We start from the raw sequence: 19,254 nt of genomic DNA, 5'->3' as shown, positions 1-19,254 counted from the left end.
GCGCCACGGAAAACGCCACGGCCCGCACCGACCGTCGAGCAGGTCGGTGCGGGCCGCAGGCGAGTTCCGGCGCCTCGGGACGCGCGCTCAGTGCTGGTGGTGGGCATGGACGACCGCGTGGCCGCGGCCGCGCCCGATCATCCACTTGTTGACCGGCACGGTCAGGGCGAAGGCGAGGACGAGCGAGCCCGCCAGTGCGATCCAGAACAGGAGGTCGCCGAGGCCCGCGTCCATCGCTCCGGGGACGGTGACCATCACGGTGTTGTCGATCAGCTCCATGACCAGGATCGACACGGTGTCGGCAGCCAGCGCCACCTTCACCGCGGCCCGGAGGTCCAGGCCCGCCTTGAGCACCCCGCGCATGGTGAGGGCGTAACCGAAGACGAAGGCCAGCAGCACCGAGAGCACCACGGTCGCGCCGTTGTGCAGGCCGAAGGCGGTGCCGAGCACCATGCCGAGGATCTCGCCGATGGCGCAACCGGTGAGGCAGTGCAGGGTTGCCTGCGCGGCGGTCCGCCAGCTCGCCCGGCCGCCGTGCGCGGCGCCGTGGCCCGCATGACTGGTGTGGCCCTCGTGCCCGGTGTGGCCCTCGTGCCCGGCCGGGTGCTCGTGGTGTCCGTGGCCGGTGTGCTGCTCGTGCTCGTGCTGTGCGGGGTGTGCCATGTCGTCCTCCGCTTGCCCTGGTGCTTCGTTCCTCGCTCCGTCGATGATGAATGTATACCCCCTGGGGGTATGTCGCAACCATGGATCCGATGCCCTCTTCCCACGCCCGCCGGCCCGTGTTCCGATGGGACGCATGGCTGATGAGCGACGCAGGGGTTACGACGGCACCGGACCGGGCGCGATCACACCGGACGGCTGCGCCGTCGAGATGTACGCGCGGCTGCCGGTGAACGGGGAGCCGGAGGTGATCGAGCAGGCCGTGCCGGCCGGCGCACTCATCCTCGAACTGGGCTGCGGCGTGGGCCGGGTGACGCACCCGCTGCTCGAACGGGGCTTCGCGGTGACGGCCGTGGACGAGTCCGCCGAGATGCTGGCCCGGGTGCGCGGGGCCCGGACGGTCCGCAGCCCGATCGAGCGGCTCGACCTGGGCGAGCGGTTCGACGTCGTCATGCTGGCGTCCTTCCTGGTGCACGCGGGCGACCCGGAGGTCCGCCGCCGGCTGCTCGCCACCTGCCGGCGGCACGTCGCGGCGGACGGCTGCGTCCTGGTCCAGCGGGAGGGCGAGGACTGGCACCGCGACGTGCCGCGCGAACGCCAGCTGGGCCACGACATTCTGGTCCGGATCGCCTCGTCCACCCCGGTCGGCGAGGGCGTGAACTCGGTGGTCGCCGAGTACGAGTTCCCGGACGCGCGCTGGACCCAGACCTTCCTCTCCCGCCCGCTCGACACCGCCGAGTTCGAGCAGGCGCTGGCCGACGCCGGCCTGGCCGTGGACCGCTACCTGACCGACGACCGGACCTGGGTCAGGGCACGGCCGGACACCGTCTGAACCGGGCCCGAACACCGGCCGCGCCGGCTGAGTGGGCCCGGGGCAGGGGTGAACGAAAACCCGTCACCTTCACCGCGTACCATCAGGCGCGCGCCGGGCCCTCGCGCGACCCGAGCGTCGGGCGGGACCGGCCGTTCGCATGCCATCGGCATGTGCCACGTGCATGCCGTCGGGCATGCTCCCGCACCGACGACCAACAAGGACCGCTGATGCGCATCGAGCGACGGATACCCCGGGCGGGTGTCCGGTGATCGAATGGTTCCACGGAGCCGTCCTCGGCCTGATCCAGGGTCTCACCGAGTTCCTGCCGATCTCCTCCAGCGCCCACCTGCGGGTCTTCTCGGCCCTGCTGGGCTGGGACGACCCGGGCGCGGCGTTCACCGCCGTGACCCAGCTCGGCACCGAGTCCGCGGTGCTGATCTACTTCCGGCGCGACATCGCCTCGATCGTGAAGACCTGGACGCTCTCGCTGTTCCGGCCCGCGCTGCGCTCGCACCAGGACGCCCGGATGGGCTGGTTCGTGATCATCGGCACTCTGCCGATCGGCATTCTGGGCAAGCTGTTCCAGGACACCATCGAGACCAACCTCCGCGACCTGCGGATCATCGGCACCACGCTGATCGTCTTCGGCCTGATCCTGGCGGTGGCCGACCGCACCCGCGCGGTCCGACACGCCAAGCCGATCACCGACCTGACCCTGCCGCACGCCGCCGGCTACGGCCTCGCGCAGGCGCTGGCGCTCATCCCCGGCGTCTCCCGCTCCGGCGGCACCATCAGCGCCGGTCTGCTGCTCGGCTACAGCCGCGAGGCGGCGGCCCGGTACTCGTTCCTGCTGGCGATCCCGGCGGTGCTCGCCTCCGGCCTGCTGGAGCTGTTCAAGATCGGCGAGGGCCCGGCGCCGGCCTGGGGCCCGACCGTCCTGGCCACCCTGATCGCCTTCGTCGTCGGCTACGCGGCGATCGCCTGGTTCCTGAAGTACATCTCGCACAACAGCTTCATGCCGTTCGTGGTGTACCGGGTGGCGCTCGGCATTCTGATCATCGTGCTGGTGAGCGTCGGCACCCTGACGCCCGACGCCGGGGTCGTGAAGTAGGCGGCTTCTCCCGAAGCAGCGGTTTCCGACGCAGCGGTTTCCGCGGCAGCGCTTTCCGCAGCGGCAGCCCCCGAAGGAGAACGCGGTTCCACCGCACCACCGACAGCAGCAGGCCGGGGCACCTCATCAGGTGCCCCGGCCCGTTTTGTCGTCCCGGCCGCGGTTCACGACCGCCCCCCGGGCGGCTAGCGGCTTCGCTCGCGGGCGGCGGTCAGCCGGCCCCGCACGGCGGCGTGGACCTCGGCCTCCTCGGCCGGGTCGGCGGCGAGGCGGCGCAGGCGCTCCAGCACGCGGGCGTCGCCGGTCGTGGCGACGTGCCTCGCGGCGAGCTCCCGGGTGGACTCCTCGCAGTCCCAGAGGCACTCGACGGCCGGCCCCTCGGGGAAGTGCACGTCGGTCACGGCGAGCGCGCGGGCGGCGCGGCCGCGCAGTTCGGACGAGGCGGCCTCGCCGTAGATGTGGCGCAGGACGGGGACGGCTTCGGCGGCGGCAAGCCGCCCCGCACCGTCGACCAGCGCCCCGAGCCCGGTTCCGGTGCCGGTCACCCCGCGCACCGAGATCCAGCGACGCAGCCCGGCGACCACCAGGGGTGCGTCGCAGGGCTCGCCGGCGTCGGCGAGCAGTTGGACGGCGGCCTCGCCGAGGGCGCTGTCGGCGCCGCCGGTGGCCGGGTCGGCCCAGCGGCGGGCGTGCACCAGCACCTCGGGGCCGCGCATCCGGCCGAGCAGCTCCAGGGCGGCGCGCACCATCCGGTCGTCCACGTCGGCGGCGGCGGCCTCGATCAGGCCGGCGGCGGCCGGGTCGCGCTGATCGACCAGGTACCGGAGGGCCGCCCGACGGGCGCCTGGCAGGCCGCTTCGCGCGGCCTCCAGCACGGCGGGGCGGTCCTCGGGGCGGACCACGGCCGCCAGGCAGCGCGCGGCCGCTGCCGCGCGCCGGTCCACGGCGTCGGGGCCGGCCGGGTCACCGGTGTCGCGGGCGGGCTCGGGACGGTCGGGCTGGCCGGCGAAGGCGCCGGCGCTCAGGCCGCCCAGCTCGCCCTGGTCGGCCCAGGCCAGCACGTCGGCGGTGGACCAGCCGGGGGTGACGCCGCTGCGGTTCAGCTGGCGTTGCCAGAGGTCGAAGGGGGACTGCTCGCTCGCCGCGGCGACCCGCGGGTGGTAGGCCGCCCAGAGCCGCCAGGGCCGGGGCTCGTACGCAGCGCGGATGAAGTCGCGCAGCTCGGCGTCGCCCTCGGGGCCCGGCGGGAAGCGGTCCAGCACGGCGGTGCCGAGCAGCAGCAGGCCGCGGTCGTCGTCCCGCAGGGCGAGCTCGTCCAGGGCCCAGGCCCAGTTGGTGCCGGTGGCGGCGTACTCGCGCAGCATCAGCAGCGCGTCGCGCCGGCCGTAGGCGGCGAGGTGGCCGAGGACGGAGAGCGCCAGGCCGGTGCGGCCCTCGTCGTCGTCCAGGAGGTCCTCCGGGTCGTGGAGGTGGTCCTCGATGCCGCCGAGCGGGGCCTCCAGCTCCATGTAGAGGCGTGCGTAGTAGAGGGAGCGGTTCTCGACCTGCCAGTCGGCTCTCGGATCCCTGGTGACGCACTCCTCCAGCGCGGCGATGGCTTCGGTGCGGTCGGCGGCCAGCGCATGGAGCTGCCCGTCACCGCGGCCTCGCTGAAGGAGGCCGAGGAGGCTGGCACTGGGTGCTATCACTGGCTCGAACATGAGGTCAGCATCCGTTGCGGCGGTCGTAGTGGCAACGGGATTTCCGTCGCCGGGGTCACTGGTCGGTACTGCGGTGGGCGCCCGGGCGCCGGAATCACCGAAGGTTACCGCCTCGGGCAGCCCGCCGCACACAGGGCAATGAGCCCTTCTGTCCGGTTGGCATATGCCGGAGGAATTTTGCCGGGGATCTGCCCAAATCCCCCACGGGGGTCAGGCCGCTGTGCAACAGTCTTTTCACCACCCCGACAGGCCTCGTACGGCCGCCACCCCCGACCGATGGAACCGCCATGAGCATGCCCAGCACCGCCGGCCGCCCGCCGGGCACCGCCGCGGCGGACGGGCCGGCGGGCAGCCCGGCGGAGGGCGGCGCCAGGAGCGGAGCGGACGGTTCGACGGGCCACCGGGCGGGCAGCGGAACGGGCCCCGGGTCCGGAACCGGGGCGGCCGACGACGCGGTGGACGGCAGAGTGGACGGCACGGCGCAGGCGCCGTCCGACCCCGGAGTCGGCTCGGCCGAGTGGGATCTGCTCACCGACGACGTCCGGTGGTCCGCCGAGGTGTTCCGGCTGCTCGGGTGCGACCCCGGGCGCGGCCCGCTCAGCCTCGACCGGCTGCCCGACCGCCTCGACGAAGCGGACCGGCCGCAGCTGCGCCGCATGATGACCGAGACCCTGGTGCACGGGCGCCACGCCTACGGCACCCTGCAGGTACGCCGCCCCTGCGGCGGGCACGGCACGATCGAGTGCGCGGGCGAGCCCGTGTTCGGCACCGACGGCACCGTCACCGCGCTGCGCCTGCTGATCCGCCCGGCCGACCGGGCCTGAGCCTCCTCCCCTTCCCGCAGAAGCACCGCCTGCGCCGGCCCACGCCGGACCGAAGTCGGACCGAAGTCGACGGACCCGGGGCTCAGGCGAGCTTCGGCCGGTTCTTGGCGTCCGCCTGCCGCAACTCCCGCCCCAGCTCCGCGCGGAGCTCGTCCACCACCGGCACCCCCCGGTAGCGGGCGGTCAGCCGGTACATCTCGCGCAGCCGGTCCCAGGTGCGGTGCGAGGAGTTCTGGCCGATCAGGTTCATCACCATCTTGGCCTGGAACTCCGCCGCGTCCGGCTCCCCGGTGAGCCAGTGCACCGAGGCGAGGGTGATCCGGTCGAACAGCGCCGAACGCAGCTGTCCGGTGCCCTCGCGGAGCTTGATCACCCGCTCGGCCTGCTTCCGGGCCTGCGCGGCCGCCCCCGGGTCGTGCTCGGCGAGGGTGCGCAGCACCAGCGCCTGCATGCCGCGCAGCTCGGCCTCGTCGAAGACCTGCATCCAGGACGGCGGCGGCTCGGGGACGTCCTCGGCGAAAAGGTCCTCGGCCTCGCCGAGCAGCCGCCAGGTGTCCTGGGAGTGCCCGATCGAGGCGTGCGCCCACGCCTCAACGGTGTTGAGCATCGCGCGCGTTCTGGGCAGCACCCGGCCGCCGCCGGCCTTCGCGGCCGACATCAGGTCGAGCGCGTCGTCGGCCCGGCCCAGGTGGACCATCTGCCGGGCGGCCCGCGAGATCGCCTCGCCTGCCCGCGGACGGTCGCCGGCCTCCTTGGCCGACTCGGCGGCGATCACGAAGTACTTCTGCGCGGTCGGCTCCAGGCCGACGTCGTGCGACATCCAGCCCGCCAGCACCGCGAGGTTGGCGGCGACCAGCCACAACCGCTGCTCCACCACCGGGCTGTGGCGGCTCGTCAGCAGACCGCCCACCTCGTTGAGCTGACCCACCACCGCCTTGCGCTGGAGACCGCCGCCGCGCGCGGCGTCCCAGGCGCGGAAGACCTGCACCGAGCGCTCCAGCGCCTCCACCTCGTCGAGCCCGACCGGGCCCGCGTCGTACACGTCCACCACGGGGCGGCCACCGCCCTGCCCGGTGACCACCGGTCGCGGGCCGGGCACGGAGGCCGCGTACGCGACCGCGTCCCCGCCCAGCCAGCCTTTCAGGGAGTCGGCGACGACCGCCCCGGCCGTGAGCGCGGCACCCGCGCCCACCAATCCACGTCGGTTCAGCATGAGGTCCATTCCCGTGAACTCGGTGAGGACCGCGGCCGTACGATCCGGCTCCCATGGATGTGCTGCGGGCTGCGCCGCTCCGGTCCTGGTGGGCCGGTGTCGTTCCAGACCGAGGTCCTCAGTGGTGACGACACGGCCGAGCCGCTCCGTGAACACGGTTGCCAGCACCCTCGGCACCGGATCGCGCGGGATCTCCCCCTGCTCGATCCACCGCCGGACCCGCGAGGTGTCGGTGGACAGCTGCTGCTGTCCCATCGCGGCACCACGCCGGTTGACCAGCCGTGCCAGCTCGCCCTTCGACCATCCGGTCAGGACGAACAGATCGGCGAGTCGGGTGTTGGGTCCCCTGCTCACGTGAAGCCCCCAGGTTCCTCGGCTGGTTCGAGGCTAGAGGCTCCGTCATGTGCCAGGCGAGCATTCGCCAGGCTTCGCCAGGGTCCGCCACATTACCAACCAGTGCCATCTGGGTGTGATGTAGAGGTGCGCCACCTCGCCCCTCGGGTCGGGCGGCGCCCCAGGCCGGACCGGGGACTCCCCCGCCCGTGTCAGGGGGCGTCCCCGGTCCTCACCCGAGGGGGTGGCGCGGCCGGGTGGCGCGGGGGCGCCGGGCACGGCCACGGCAGTACCGGCCGACCGCATTCCCCAGGGTGCGGACGGCCGGAACACCGCCGCAGCAAGGGGCTCCGGCCCCCGCGTCCGTGCCCGGCGCCCGCGCTCCACCCACCGCACCAGGGCCGCCGTCACGCCAGGAAGCACGCGGCACCGGCCCTCCCCGCACCGCGGGGCGTACCCGCCGACGGACAGGAAGGGACCACCCTCACCCCATGTACTCCTCAGCGACCTCCCCCTCGCCGACCGCGACCCGCACCGCGCTGCGCCCCCCCACCGCAGCCACCGGCCGTCCCGGCCCCAAGCAGGTCCCGCCGCCGAGCCGCCCCGCGGCGCCGCGAGGCACCGACGGCCGGTCCGCGGACGCCCGGGGCCAGGCCGCCCGTACGGCGCTGGGGCTGCGCGCCCCCGACTCCGTCCTGCCGGGCGGTGCCCGGATCCCGGCCGCCCGCCCGGGCGACGGCCGGCTGCTGCGCCCGCCGATGCGGCCCGGCCAGCCCGGCACCGCCGAACGGATCGACCCGTCGGCGCTGCAGACGCCCGCGGTCCGGGCCGCGCTGGCCGGAGTCGCGCGGATATGTCCCGCCTTCACCCCGCGTCAGGTCCTGCGCGAGGGGAGCCGCCACATCCTGGTGGCGGGCACCATCGGGCGGGCGCCGGTGGTCGCCAAGTGCCTGGCGCCGCAGGCGGTGCGGAGTGAGTACTTCGAGCAGCTGGTGGCCGATTTCCACCACGAGGTCGCGGTCTACCGGGCGTTCGTCCGGCACCGTCCGCCGGTGCGGCTGCCCAGGCTGGTCGCGGCCGACCACGACCGCTGCGTGCTCGTCATGGAGCGCGTTCCCGGCCGGCCGGCCGCCCGGGAACGCCACCCGGTCAACGCGCCCACCCCGGGCGAGGTGCGGGCGCTGCTCGCCGCCGTCCGCACGCTCAACCTGTGGCGGCCGCCGACCGACGTGTTCCAGCCGCGGCTGGACTACCAGTTGGAGATCGCCCGGTACCACTCGGTGGGCCAGCTCACCGACCGGGACGCCGGCGACCTGCGCGGCCTGCTGCACGGCCTGAGCCACACCCCGCTCCAGCTCTGCCACGGCGACGCCCTGCTCAGCAACATGCTGCTGGCGCCGTCCGGGCCGGTGCTGGTCGACTGGGAGCAGGCCGGCTGGTACCTGCCCGGCTACGACCTGGCGGTGCTGTGGAGCGTCCTCTCCGGGGACACCGCGGCCCGCCGGCAGATCGCCCAACTCGCTCAGAGCGGCGGCACGCTGGCCCGGGACGCGTTCCTGGTCAACCTGGTACTGGTGCTGATGCGGGAGATCCGGCTGTACGACGTGCCGGGGGCCGGCGAGGAGCAGCGGATCATGATCCGCCGGCTGTACGACGACGCCGCGCTGGCCCGTCGTGCGGTCCGCGCCGCGGTCGGCACGCGCTGAACGGCACGCGCTGAACGGAACGCGCTGAGCGGCGGGCGGCAGACGCCGGGCGCGCGTCGGGCCCGACGGGGGGGCCGGTCCTCAGGGCCGGGCCCCCCGGTCGAGGGCGGCCCGGCCGGCGGTGTCCAGGACGGCCTCGTCCGGGGCGAAGTGCACTCGGCTGCTGAGCACGTCGCGCAGGTAGCGTTCGAGCGGGTGACGCCGGCTCAGGCCGGGGTTGCCGGTGAGCGAGACGGCCTGCTGGACGGCCGCCGTCGCGGCGCGGGTGACCAGCAGATGGGCGGGCCCGGTCCGGGCGACGGCGTCCGGATCGCCCCGGTCGACGCGCTGGGCAAGGCCGTTGACCAGTTCCTCGGCGCCGATCAGCTGGGCCTCGATCTCGCCCAGCGCGCAGCGGTACCGGGGCAGGCGGCCGAGCGGCTCGGTCAGGTTGGCCGGGGTGCGCTGGTGCAGGAAGCGCACCAGCCAGTCCTCGGCGGAGCGGGCCACCCCGAGGACGACCGCGGAGAGGGCCAGGTCGTGCCAGGCCCGGGCGAGTTCGGCGGCCGGCCCGGCGGACTCCCCGATTCCGGTTCCCGAAGGGGCAGTTCCGGCTCCTGCAGACGCACGTCCCGAAGGGGACGTTCCGCTTCCCGAACGCGCGGTTCCCGGCAGGGCGGATCCAGACAGGGCGGCACCCGGCAGGACACTTCCCGGCAGGGCGGATCCCGAGGGAACGGTTCCGGCCACGGCCTTCGGCACGGCGAGCCCAAGGGCGAGCTCGGCCGGTACCCGGACGGCGTCCAGCACCACGTCGTGGCCGGCGCTGGCCCGCAGGCCGAGCTGGTCCCAGGTCGGGTCGACCTCGACGCCCTCGCTCTCGCCGCGGACCAGGAAGGTCCCGACCCGCGGCACCGGCTCGTCGGTCCGCGCGGTGATCGCCATCCAGGCCAGCGCCTCGGCGCCGGCACAGTACGTCTTCCGGCCGGTGAGCAGCCACCCGTCGCCGTCCCGGCGGGCCACCGTGGCCGGAATCGCACCTCCCGACCCACCACCCTGGCCGCCGGGCTCCGCGTGCAGGGTGTTGACCAGTACCGGCCCGCGCCTGGACTCGGTGAGCAGCCGCCGGTAGCCGGCCGCCGGCCAGCTCGCCGCCCGGGCCTGCTCGGCGTGCTGGAGCAGGGTGAACGCGGTGACCACGGCCACCGAGGCGTCCCCGCGCCCGAGTTGGGCGAGCACCCGGACGGTGTCGGCAAGCGTGCCGCCCGGTCCGCCGTACCGCTGGGCGACGGTGAGGGTGAGCAGTCCGGCCTCGTGCACCGCCTCGATGCCCTGGTACGGGAAGGTGGCGTCACGGTCGTGCTCCTCGGCCCGGGCGGCCAGCAGGTCGACGACCCGGGGCAGCCCCGCGAGGGCGGTGGCGACGGGCGACTGGTCGGCGGCGACGGCGGTCGCGGTGCTGGTCATGGTGCTGGTGCCTCCGGGCGGCAGCGTGGGCTCGGCAACTGCGGGCGGCACGCCGGACGGGCGCGCGGTACCGGTTCGGCGGCCCCGGAGGTCAGCGGAACGCCCGCCCCCGGATCGGCGCCGGCCTTCCGGCCGGCCGCGCGCCGCCTCGGGGACGAATCCCCTCAGTGGCCCGGACACGCCGCGCTGGCGGTGCGCCGCAGGTCCAGATAGCTGCGGCGGGTCAGCAGCGGGAGACGGCACGACATGTTCGCGACTGTACGAAGCGGTGATCGAAACCGTCAAGCAGCGACCGGGGCGCGGGACGGCCCCGTCGCCCCAGGCCTCCCCGGCCGTTCCCCCGCCGGATTCCGGCCGGGGTACGGGGCGGGTGCCGGTCAGCCCTGCTGGAACATGTCCGCGGGGAGCGGCTTGAGCAGCTGGTAGAGGTCGTCCGAAATCGGTCGGTCCCAGGAGGCGATGGTGACCTGCACGCCGTCACTGCGCCCGAACTGGGAGCAGAACACCCGACCCTCGCTGACCTTGACCTTCTTCACGATCAGCAGGTCGTCCCCGAGCATCACCGGGAAGTCCTCGGCCGAGACGAACTCGACCGGTTCCTCGTTCTCCAGTGCCGCGAGCAGCTGCCGGACCTCGAAGGGCACGTCGTCCCCGGTGTCGCGGGCCGGCGAACCCTCGGGGAGGTTGCCGATGAACATCGCCGGGCCTCTGCCGCCGAACAGGTCGTAGCGCAGGAAAATCCCCTGGCAGGAGCCGTCCGGACCGGACATCATGGCCGCACCGAAGTCGCCGGGCCAGTCGCCCGGGTCCATCGCGAGCACGTCGAAGTCCGGGCCGGTGGGCTGTCCGGAGCGACGGCGGAGAAAAGACATGGGAACATCGTACGTGCCCGGCACACCGCGCTCACGGGGTGGGTGGGGCACCGGACGGAGATCCACGCTCAGAGACCAATGTTGACTCTGAGCAACCGTCCGGGCTACGTTCGGTTCAGCACGACAGCCGTTCTGGGTTTCACCCTCCGGGGGGACGGCATGTCGCAACGCGGCCCTACACGCGTATCCCTCACTGTGCACATTGTCGTGCCGAACCGCCGAGCACCCAGCTTCGTCGTCGCACACAGCACCGCACAGCGAGCACAACACAGAAGCCAACAGTTCCATGCCACACAAGCAAGGTCCGCGGGGCCCCGGCCCGTCGCTCCCGCGGATCTGCTCGGGACGCCGCCGCGTGGGGGCGTGCGGGTCCCGAGCACCCGGTACCGTCTCCGAGTCGCTCTCGGCTTCGGTGCCAGCCTCCCGGCGACTGCCGGCCCCCTTGTGGGGTCGGGACCGGCCGACGCACCCCCGGTGCGCAGGGGACGACTGGGAGGCAGGCCTGGCATTACTGCCGGGCTGTACAGCAGGCGCCGTGTCTGGCCGCGTGGGGGCGGTGGGCACGGCGCCTGCCTGTGCTCATACTCTGAGCTGCGTTTGTCTAACAGTCAACAGAAATAATGACCGGGTACGCTCAAACGAGATCGGACCGATGCAACCCCGATGCACAGGGGGTGCACAGCGGAACGGGCCCCTGGTCGGGGCCCGTTCGGACGAGGTCTCGGGCGAGGCCCGGCCGACGCCTCAGGTGAGGTCGAACTCGCCGTCCCGGGCACCGAGCACGAAGGCCCGCCACTCGCCCGGGGTGAAGACCAGGACCGGGCCGTCCTCCTGGCGGCCGTCCCGCATGCCGATGTAGCCGTCCACGAACGCGATCTGGACATCCCCGACGCCCTGGCTGCTGCACAGCCAGGTGGCCCCGGTGAAGTCGACCTTCGGCTTCCCGTTCGGCGCGAGCTCCCGGATGGTTCCGGCCCCCTCGACGACGGTCCCTCCGGCCGCCCCGACGGCCGATTCCACGTCAGTCCCGATGTTGGCTGCCACTGCTGCTCTCCTCCCGACGGTCTTCCGGGGCCAGCCTAGTCATCGCCGCCGCCCCGGTCAGCGGGTTGCCGAGGACTCCCCCCGACCAGGACTCCCCCGGACCGGAGACTCCCCCGCCCGGGCCGGACTCCGACGAGCGGCCCCGCCACCCTCGCCCGCCTACCTCGCCCGCCCGCCTTCGCCCCTGCACCGGAGCCCGCGCGCCGGAAGCGCTGAGCGTGTCCCGCCCGGGCGGGCGGCGGGCGAGCTGCCAGAGTGTGGGAAGCCCTCGCCGAACACCCCGCCGAACGCCCTCGCCGAACACCCCACCCCGCGCCCCCAGGAGCAGCCGATGAGCCGCCGGGACGGCACCCGCGCCGATGTCATCCCCATCTCCGAAGCCCCTTCGGCCCACCCCCCGGCGCCCCGCACCCCGCCCTCGCGCACCCCGCTGCCCCGGCCGACCCCGGGCCGGCCGCCCGCGCACGGCCGGGTCGGGGTCGTGCTGGTCTCGCACAGCCAGGAGCTGGCCGCAGCCGTCCGGGCCCTTGCGCTCGCGCTCGCCGGCTCCGACTCGCCCGCCCCGGTCGCCGGGACCGGCGGCGACCTCGTCTCCGGCCCCGGCATCAGCGCCGTCCTGGTGGCCGCCGCCACCCGCCGGGTCGACCAGGGCCACGGCGTCGTGATCCTCGCCGACCTGGGCGGCGCGGTGTCCACCGTCCGCGCACTGCTCGCCGACGCGGACGAGCACGGCCTGCCGTTCCCGGTCCGCTTCGCCGACGCCCCGTTCGTGGAGGGAGCGGTGGCGGCCGTCGCCACCGCCACCGCGGGAGGCGACCTCTCGGCGGTGCTGGACGCCGCCGAGGAGGCCTACCGCCAGCACAAGGACTGAGCCGCCGTCACCACCGCGGCTCCTCACGGAACTTCTGGGCGTTCCACCCCACGGCGGGTGACCGCACGGCTACCATCGGCGCAGGACCTGCCGGGCGGGCCGGACGGTCGGAGGGGGGAACCTCAGCCATGCGCGTGGTCGTCACCGGCGGGGCCGGATTCATCGGAGCCAACCTGGTCCGAGCCCTGCTGGCCCGCCCCGAGGTGGACCAGGTCCGGGTCGTGGACGACCTGTCCACCGGCAGCAAGGCCAACCTGGCCGGCACCGGCGCCGTGCTCCACGAGGGCAGCATCCTCGAACCGGCGCTGCTCGACGAGGCCTTCACGGGTGCCGACGCGGTGGTGCACCTGGCCGCACTGCCCTCCGTCCCGCGCTCAGTCAAGGATCCGCTGGCCAGCCACCACGCCAACGCCACCGGCACCCTGGAGGTCCTGGAGGCCGCCCGGCGGGCCGGCGGGCTGTACGTGGCCGCCGCCTCCTCCTCCTCGGTCTACGGCGCCAACCGCGAGCTGCCCAAGCGCGAGACCATGCGCACCGCGCCGATGAGCCCCTACGCGGTGAGCAAGCTGGCCACCGAGTCGTACCTGGCGGCCTACCACCACTGCTACGGGCTGGGGGTGCTCCCGCTCCGGTTCTTCAACGTGTTCGGCCCGCTCCAGCCGGCCGGGCACGCGTACGCCGCCGTGGTGCCGGCCTTCCTGGACGCGGCGCTGGCCGGGCGGCCGCTGACCGTGCACGGGGACGGCGGCCAGAGCCGGGACTTCACCTACGTCGGCACGGTGACCCAGGTGATCAGCGAGGCGGTGGTCCGCCGGGTGGTGCACGCCGACCCGGTCAACCTGGCCTTCGGCACCCGTACCTCGCTGCTGGAGCTGGTCGGCGAGCTGGAGTCGGTGCTCGGCCACCCGGTCGAGGTCGCCCACACCGAGCCGCGGCCCGGCGACGTCCGGGACTCCCAGGCCGACAACTCCCGGCTGCGCGAGCTCTTCCCGGACGTCCGGCCGGTACCGCTGCGCGAGGGGCTGGAGCGTACGGCGGAGTGGTTCCGGACGCTCTGAGGGCTTGCCGGGAGGGCACGCCGTGACGCTGCCCGCCCGGCTCCCGGCGTCACGGCGTGCCCTGGCCGTCGGCGCCGAACGGTCCGCCCGGGCCGAAGGCGAGTGCGGCGAACCGTTCGCCGATCAGCCGGTGCCCGGCCGGGTTCGGGTGCAGCAGGTCGGCCAGGCCGTGGGCGTCCTCCGGGCCCAGCAGCGCGAGCCCGTCCAGGTGGTGCAGGTGCGGGTCGCCGGCCGCGCGGGCCGCGGTGATCCCGGCCAGCTCGGCGCGGATCGCCTCCAGGGTGAGCGCGCCGGCCGCAATGTCGGCCGGATCGCCGAGCGCCGCGAACCGGGGCCCGTCCGCCGTCTGCTCGTACGCCGCCGGGCCCGGGATCCGTTCGAACGGCGGGCAGAGCAGCGGGGAGACCACCAGCAGCGGGGTGTCCGGGTGCCCCTCGCGGACGGTGTCCAGGAAGCCGTGCACGGCCGGTACGAAGGCGCGCCGGCGGAACGAGGCCGCGGTGACGACGTTGATGCCGATCTTGAGGCTGATCAGATCGGCCGGCTGGTCGCGGATGGTGCGGGCGGTGAAAGGGTCCAGGTGGGCGTTGCCGGCCAGCGAGAGGTTGAGCAGGTCGACGCCGGCCCGCCCGGCGGCGATCCACGGCCAGACGTCGGCGGCCGATTCGGCCTCCGGGGCCTGGCTGATCGAACTGCCGTGGTGCAGCCAGCGCCGCCGCCCGGTCGGCCGGGGAGGGTGGACCGCCGCGTCCGCACGCAGGGCGACCAGCTCCACGGAGGTCCACTGCGGCAGCCACAGCTCCACCTCGCGCTCACCGTCCGGGGCTCCGGGGTGGAAGCGCAGGACGACCGGACCGCCGGCCGCCGGCAGCGGGGCCCGTTCGGCCCGGACACCGTCCAGCAGCAGCTCGACCGCGCCCGGGTGCGGCAGCTCCGGCGGCGCGTGCAGGACGAGTTCGAGCACCGTCGCCGCCGTCCGGAAGGCCAGCCGCACGCCGGACGGCATCGTGGCCACCCGGCGCAGCGCCTCGCCGGGGAACTGCGCGGCCGTCCAGGCGGGCAGGCGCCAGGGCCGCAGACCGGCCGCGGTGCGCTCCAGGTGCAGCGCGCCGCGGAACTCCACCGGCCCGGCCGGGAGCGGGACTTCGGTCAGCTCTGCCGGGGATCCGGTCACGGGCGCTCCTTGCCCTCCCACTCGAAGAAGGTCGCGCCCTGGGACTCCCGGGCCTGCCGCAGGCACTGGTGCTCCTCGTCGATCATCGGCGGCAGGTCGTCCAGGTCGAACCAGCCGACGGCGAGCGACTCGTCGTCGTTCACCCGGGCCTCGCCGCCGACCGGGCGGCAGCGGAAGACGAGCACCAGGTACTGCGACACGTCGCCGTTGGGGTAGGTGATGTCGTCCGTGACGCGCACGCCGGCGAGCACCTCGGGGACGGCGACGACGCCGGTCTCCTCCAGGCATTCGCGCACCACGCCGTCGGCGGGCTGCTCGCCCGGGTCGAGGATGCCGCCGGGCAGCGCCCAGCGGCCGTCGTCGGCCCGCTGGATGAGCAGCACCCGGCCCTGGTCGTCCAGGACGACGGCGATGGCGGCGCTGAGCCAGAGCTTGCGGGTGCCGACGACGGAGCGGAGGTCGGCGAGGAACGCGGGAATGGCCATGCCCCGCACCCTATCCGGCGGCCGGGAAGCGGCGGTCGGGAACCGGTGGAGGGGCCGCCAGGAGTCTGCTGTCAGGCAGCGGACGGCCGCAGCGGCCGGGCGGGTGAGCCGACCACCACCTCGCCGGGCGGGACGTCCCTGGTCACCACGGCGGCCGCGCCGACGAAGGCACCCGTGCCGATCTTGCGGCCCTGCAGGACGACGGCGTTGCTGCCGACGGTGGCGCCGTCGGCCAGCAGCACCGCGCCGGACACGTTGCCGCCCGGGTAGACCGTCACCCGCTCGCCGAACACGGTGTCGTGGCCGACGGTCGCGTTGTAGTGCACCTGGCTGTGCGCGCCGAGGCGAACGCTGCTGGACACGTACGCGCCGCCCATCACCAGGCAGCCCGGGCCGAGCACGGTGTCCGGAGCGATCAGCGCACGAGGGTGGACCAGGGTGGCGGGCACCGCGCCCCGGCTGTCCAGCAGGGCGGCGAGCCGCTGCCGGACAGCCGGGTCGGCGATGCCGACCAGGTAGCGGGCGCCGGACGGCAGGTCGGCGGGCCTGCGGACGGGCAGGCCGCGGACGGTGGCACCGTGCTGGCGGTCGTCGAGGAACCCCGCCACCGGGACGCCGGCCGCGAGCGCCGTGTCCAGCGCCTCACGGCCGACGCCCCCGGCACCGGCGATCCAGAGTTCCTGAGGGTCTGTGGCGGCGGTCATGGCGGTCATGGCGGTCATGGCGGTCATGGCGGTCATCCTGCCCGGTTCCGTGCTCGGCCTGCTCGGTTCCGTGTTCAGGAGGGCTCCTCGACTGCGGTGCGGACGGGCTGCGCCAGCCGGGGTGCGGTGGCCTGCCGGGGCAGGCTGATGGCCGGGAACGGGGCGACCGGCGCGGGTGCGGTCACGGGTGCGGCGGGTGCGGTTGCGGTTGCTGATGCTGCGGTTGCCGCGGGCGTCTCGGCGGGCTCGGTGGGCGCCGGGAAGCCGGGGTTGACCCCGCCGACGGCGGTGATGCCGCTGGGGTTCAACAGCACCTTGACGGTGAGCACGAGGATGCGCAGGTCCAGCAGCAGCGAGCGGTGCCGGACGTACCAGAGGTCCAGCTCGATCCGCTCGGGCCAGGTGATCGAGTTACGGCCCCTGACCTGCGCCCAGCCGGTGAGTCCGGGCCGGACGTCGAGCCGGCCGCGCTGGCGCCGGGAGTAGTGGACGACCTGCTCGGGCAGCGTGGGCCGCGGCCCGATCACGCCCATCTCGCCGCGGGCGACGTTCCAGAGCTGCGGCAGCTCGTCCAGGCTGGTCCTGCGGAGCAGTTCGCCGAGCCGGGTGATGCGGGGCGCGTCCGGCTCCTCCGGGAAGCGTTTGTCCCGCATGGTGCGGAACTTGAGGATCTCGAACTCCTTGCCGTGCCACCCGGTCCTGGTCTGACGGAAGAGCACCGGTCCGCCCATCGTGCAGCGGATCAGCAGGGCGATCACCAGGCCGAGCGGAATCGCGACGATCCCGGCCAGAACGGTGACCGCGAGGTCCCCCCCTCGCTTCATGACGGTCCTTCCCCCTGATGTGGTGTGGCGGATGGGCTCAGCCGACCGTCCAGGGCAGGGCCTTGGCGCGGGCGACGGCCGCGTAGGTCTCCAGCGAGACCCTGGCGACGGCGCGCTGGTCGAAGTGCGCCGTGGCGCGGCGCCGGGCTGCGGCGCCGAGCCGGTCGCGCAGGCCGGGCTCGGTGAGAAGCCGGTCCAGCGCGGTGGTGAGGGCCCGGGCGTCCCCGGGCTGGGCGAGGAGCAGGTGCTCGTCATGGCCGCCGATCTCGCGGCAGCCGCGGATGTCGCTGAGCACCATCGGGAGACCGCCGGCGGCGGCCTCCATGGCGGAACGCGAGAACCCCTCCCGGTAGGAGGGGAGGACGAAGACGTCGAGGGCCGCGTACACCGCGGGCATGTCGCTGCGCGCGCCGAGGAACTCGACGCCGGACTCGGCGCCGTGGGCGTCCGGCTTCTCCGGGTCGTCCGGGCCGATCCAGACGAACCGGGCCTTGCCGGCCAGTGCCCGGGCCGCCTGGGCGTACTCGCCGATGCCCTTCTCGGCCACCCGCCGGCCGACTCCGCCGACCAGCAACTCCTCCGGGCCGACGTTGAATTCGGCGCGGAGCCGGGCCCGGGTGCGGGCGCGCTCGCCCGGGTCGGTGGCGAAGCGGGTGAGGTCGACCCCGTTGCCGACCACCCGCGAGCGGCGGGCCGGCACGGCGCGGGCCAGGGTACGGCGGTCCTCTCCGTTCTGGTACAGCTCGGCGTGCGAGAAGCGGCCCGCGAAGGCCTCGGCGCCGAGCACGAACGCCCGCTTGGCGAGCGGGTCGTGGGCCTGCGCCCAGAGGCCGTGGCAGGTGTTCACCACGACCGGCACCCGGGCGAGCCGGCCCAGCACCCGACCGAGCACGCCGGTCTTGGGGTTGTGGGTGTGCAGTACGTCCGGGCGGAGCCGGTTCAGCACGGCGAGCAGTTCGCGGGCGGCCGCGGCGTCGGCGCGCGGCTGCCAGGCCCGGGTGAGCGCGTGCAGCGGCTCGTGCCGGACGCCGATCGCCTCGATCTCGGGGACGTACGGGCCGGGCGCGCTGATGCCGTAGGTCTCGAAGCCGGACTCCAGGTCCACCTTGAGTTCGGTGGCGAGGAGGAGGTGCAGGCTCATGTCGACGGTGGTGAGGTGGGCGACGCGAAGCGGGCGGCCGCCGGGGCCGCGCAGCCTTGGCATCGGCGTCACGGGCTCGGGTGTCAGAGGCTCGGGTGTCAGGGGTGCGGGTGCGGTCGGCTCGGGCAGCACGGGCTCAGGCACGGGCCCCCACCGCCTTCGCGGTCGCCACGATCCGGGCGTAGGCGCGCTCGGGTATCAGCCGGCCGTAGAGCTTGGCGCGGAAGAAGTCGATCGGGTCGGTGCGGCGGACCGGTACCCGGCGCAGCCGGACCGGGTCGACACCCGGCGTGTTGCGGCCGACCTCGCCGGTCGCGGCGGTCCGGAACCGGGCCCGCAGGGCCGGCTCCATGTGCGGCACGGGGACGCCCCAGGTGTAGGCGTAGTGCCGGGGGCGGAGACCGAGGTGCTGCTCGACGTCGTCGTTGCAGGCGTCCAGCTCGGCGGTGGTCAGCAGTTCGGGACGGGCGTGGCTGCGGGTGTGGTTGGCGACGGTGCACAGGCCGGAGGCGGTCATCTCGCGCAGCTGCTCCCAGCTGAGCCCGGGGGCGCCCGAGGTCTTCGCGGTCGAGCCCTCCCAGCGCATCTCGCCGCCGACGTGCCCGCTGGCGAGGTAGATGGTGAACGGGAGGCCGCGCTCGCGCAGCAGCGGCCAGGCGTTGTCGTAGACGTCGGCGAAGCCGTCGTCGAAGGTGAGCACGGCGCTGGGGGTACGGCGGCCGGCCTCGATCCGGTCCACGGCCTCGTCCAGCGGGACCACCCGGCCGGGCGGGAGTTCGGCGAGCAGGTCGGCCTGGGCGGTGAAGTCGGTGGTGGTGACGTCCAGTTCGTCCGGACTGCCGCCGCCGACGCGGTGGTAGATCAGGACGGTGGCGCCCTCGCCCGGCCGGGCCCCGACCCCGCGTGCCAGGTGACGTTTGACCTGCTCGCGGATGCCTCCGGTCGGGCCGGCCGTCACCTCGGCCTCGGTGGGCGTCGTCCCGGTCTTCCCGGGGCCGGTGGTACCGCTCAACGTTCCCCCTCTGCCCTCTGCCGCTCTCGGCAGCACCCTCCCCGGCGCCGTCAAGTGGCCGTTCATCCGGCGCAGTTGGCGCCCGGATGGGAATCACAGTAGGGGGAACTGTGGGGCTGGTGCCCCGGAATTGTGAAAGAAGCGAGAAGGAGTTGGCAGATGGGCTGAAAACCGGTCGATCTGACCGGTTGGAATCGATCGGCCGTTCAGACGGCGGCCGGGCTTTCCGATCCCCCCGACCCCGCGCCAGGAGATCGCGCCG

18 protein-coding genes are annotated in these 19,254 nt (G+C 74.4%); 6 read left to right on the top strand and 12 right to left on the bottom strand.

Going from position 1 to position 19,254, the window contains the following annotated elements; genetic code table 11:
- Positions 1–87: 87 nt before the first annotated feature.
- A complete protein-coding gene (locus tag ACZ6NC_RS29160; protein WP_465736746.1) occupies positions 88–663 on the bottom strand; it encodes a DUF4396 domain-containing protein in 576 nt (191 codons plus the stop codon).
- 133 nt (positions 664–796) lie between these two features.
- Here ACZ6NC_RS29160 and ACZ6NC_RS29155 point away from each other — a divergent pair, with 133 nt between their 5' ends.
- Complete coding sequence (locus ACZ6NC_RS29155) at positions 797–1,492, top strand: class I SAM-dependent methyltransferase (protein ID WP_465736745.1); 696 nt, start codon at positions 797–799, stop codon at positions 1,490–1,492.
- Between the two features lie 250 nt (positions 1,493–1,742).
- A complete protein-coding gene (locus ACZ6NC_RS29150; protein WP_465736777.1) occupies positions 1,743–2,585 on the top strand; it encodes an undecaprenyl-diphosphate phosphatase in 843 nt (280 codons plus the stop codon).
- 185 nt (positions 2,586–2,770) lie between these two features.
- Here ACZ6NC_RS29150 and ACZ6NC_RS29145 read toward each other — a convergent pair whose 3' ends face one another.
- Positions 2,771–4,285, bottom strand: a complete 1,515-nt coding sequence (locus ACZ6NC_RS29145) for a HEAT repeat domain-containing protein (RefSeq protein WP_465736744.1) — start codon at positions 4,283–4,285, stop codon at positions 2,771–2,773.
- Between the two features lie 287 nt (positions 4,286–4,572).
- Here ACZ6NC_RS29145 and ACZ6NC_RS29140 point away from each other — a divergent pair, with 287 nt between their 5' ends.
- Complete coding sequence (locus ACZ6NC_RS29140) at positions 4,573–5,109, top strand: PAS domain-containing protein (RefSeq protein ID WP_465736743.1); 537 nt, start codon at positions 4,573–4,575, stop codon at positions 5,107–5,109.
- 82 nt (positions 5,110–5,191) lie between these two features.
- On the opposite strand, the gene ACZ6NC_RS29135 is transcribed toward ACZ6NC_RS29140, so the two are convergent.
- Positions 5,192–6,676: a DNA-binding protein NsdB gene (locus ACZ6NC_RS29135; RefSeq protein WP_465736742.1), complete on the bottom strand. Its 1,485-nt coding sequence runs from the start codon at positions 6,674–6,676 to the stop codon at positions 5,192–5,194.
- A 470-nt stretch (positions 6,677–7,146) separates the two neighbouring features.
- Here ACZ6NC_RS29135 and ACZ6NC_RS29130 point away from each other — a divergent pair, with 470 nt between their 5' ends.
- On the top strand, positions 7,147–8,361 hold the full coding sequence (locus tag ACZ6NC_RS29130; RefSeq protein ID WP_465736741.1) for an aminoglycoside phosphotransferase family protein: 1,215 nt from the start codon (positions 7,147–7,149) through the stop codon (positions 8,359–8,361).
- Between the two features lie 81 nt (positions 8,362–8,442).
- Here ACZ6NC_RS29130 and ACZ6NC_RS29125 read toward each other — a convergent pair whose 3' ends face one another.
- The 3 genes from ACZ6NC_RS29125 to ACZ6NC_RS29115 form a co-directional block, all read right to left on the bottom strand.
- Positions 8,443–9,807 (bottom strand): acyl-CoA dehydrogenase family protein, encoded by a 1,365-nt coding sequence (locus ACZ6NC_RS29125; RefSeq protein WP_465736740.1) that lies wholly within the window; start codon positions 9,805–9,807, stop codon positions 8,443–8,445.
- A gap of 377 nt (positions 9,808–10,184) precedes the next feature.
- Positions 10,185–10,679: a hypothetical protein gene (locus ACZ6NC_RS29120; protein WP_465736739.1), complete on the bottom strand. Its 495-nt coding sequence runs from the start codon at positions 10,677–10,679 to the stop codon at positions 10,185–10,187.
- Between the two features lie 744 nt (positions 10,680–11,423).
- Entirely contained in the window at positions 11,424–11,645 is a 222-nt protein-coding gene (locus ACZ6NC_RS29115) for a DUF397 domain-containing protein (protein WP_465736776.1), read from the bottom strand.
- Between the two features lie 409 nt (positions 11,646–12,054).
- Here ACZ6NC_RS29115 and ACZ6NC_RS29110 point away from each other — a divergent pair, with 409 nt between their 5' ends.
- Positions 12,055–12,594 (top strand): PTS-dependent dihydroxyacetone kinase phosphotransferase subunit DhaM, encoded by a 540-nt coding sequence (locus ACZ6NC_RS29110; RefSeq protein ID WP_465736738.1) that lies wholly within the window; start codon positions 12,055–12,057, stop codon positions 12,592–12,594.
- Between the two features lie 128 nt (positions 12,595–12,722).
- Complete coding sequence (locus ACZ6NC_RS29105; RefSeq protein WP_465736737.1) at positions 12,723–13,652, top strand: NAD-dependent epimerase/dehydratase family protein; 930 nt, start codon at positions 12,723–12,725, stop codon at positions 13,650–13,652.
- A gap of 49 nt (positions 13,653–13,701) precedes the next feature.
- Here the strand turns inward: ACZ6NC_RS29105 and ACZ6NC_RS29100 are convergent, their stop codons facing one another.
- The 6 genes from ACZ6NC_RS29100 to ACZ6NC_RS29075 form a co-directional block, all read right to left on the bottom strand.
- The gene (locus ACZ6NC_RS29100) at positions 13,702–14,826 is read right to left on the bottom strand and encodes an SGNH/GDSL hydrolase family protein (RefSeq protein WP_465736736.1); all 1,125 of its coding nucleotides are present in this window, start codon (positions 14,824–14,826) and stop codon (positions 13,702–13,704) included.
- Positions 14,823–15,311, bottom strand: coding sequence for an NUDIX hydrolase (locus ACZ6NC_RS29095; RefSeq protein WP_465736735.1), 489 nt, complete (start codon positions 15,309–15,311; stop codon positions 14,823–14,825). Before ACZ6NC_RS29095 ends, ACZ6NC_RS29100 begins: the two co-directional genes overlap by 4 nt.
- Before the next feature lie 71 nt (positions 15,312–15,382).
- A complete protein-coding gene (locus ACZ6NC_RS29090) occupies positions 15,383–16,042 on the bottom strand; it encodes an acetyltransferase (protein ID WP_465736734.1) in 660 nt (219 codons plus the stop codon).
- A 47-nt stretch (positions 16,043–16,089) separates the two neighbouring features.
- Positions 16,090–16,839 carry a sugar transferase gene (locus tag ACZ6NC_RS29085; protein ID WP_465736733.1) on the bottom strand — a complete coding sequence of 250 codons (750 nt, stop codon included), beginning with the start codon at positions 16,837–16,839 and terminating at the stop codon, positions 16,090–16,092.
- 37 nt (positions 16,840–16,876) lie between these two features.
- The gene (locus ACZ6NC_RS29080) at positions 16,877–18,043 is read right to left on the bottom strand and encodes a glycosyltransferase (protein WP_465736775.1); all 1,167 of its coding nucleotides are present in this window, start codon (positions 18,041–18,043) and stop codon (positions 16,877–16,879) included.
- 73 nt (positions 18,044–18,116) lie between these two features.
- Positions 18,117–18,992, bottom strand: coding sequence for a polysaccharide deacetylase family protein (locus ACZ6NC_RS29075; protein WP_465736732.1), 876 nt, complete (start codon positions 18,990–18,992; stop codon positions 18,117–18,119).
- Positions 18,993–19,254 lie beyond the last annotated feature (262 nt).

This window comes from Kitasatospora sp. NPDC041988 (assembly GCF_055588525.1).
The sequence above is the reverse complement of the archived record's forward strand: the minus strand, read 5'-3'. Positions and strand labels throughout refer to the sequence as shown.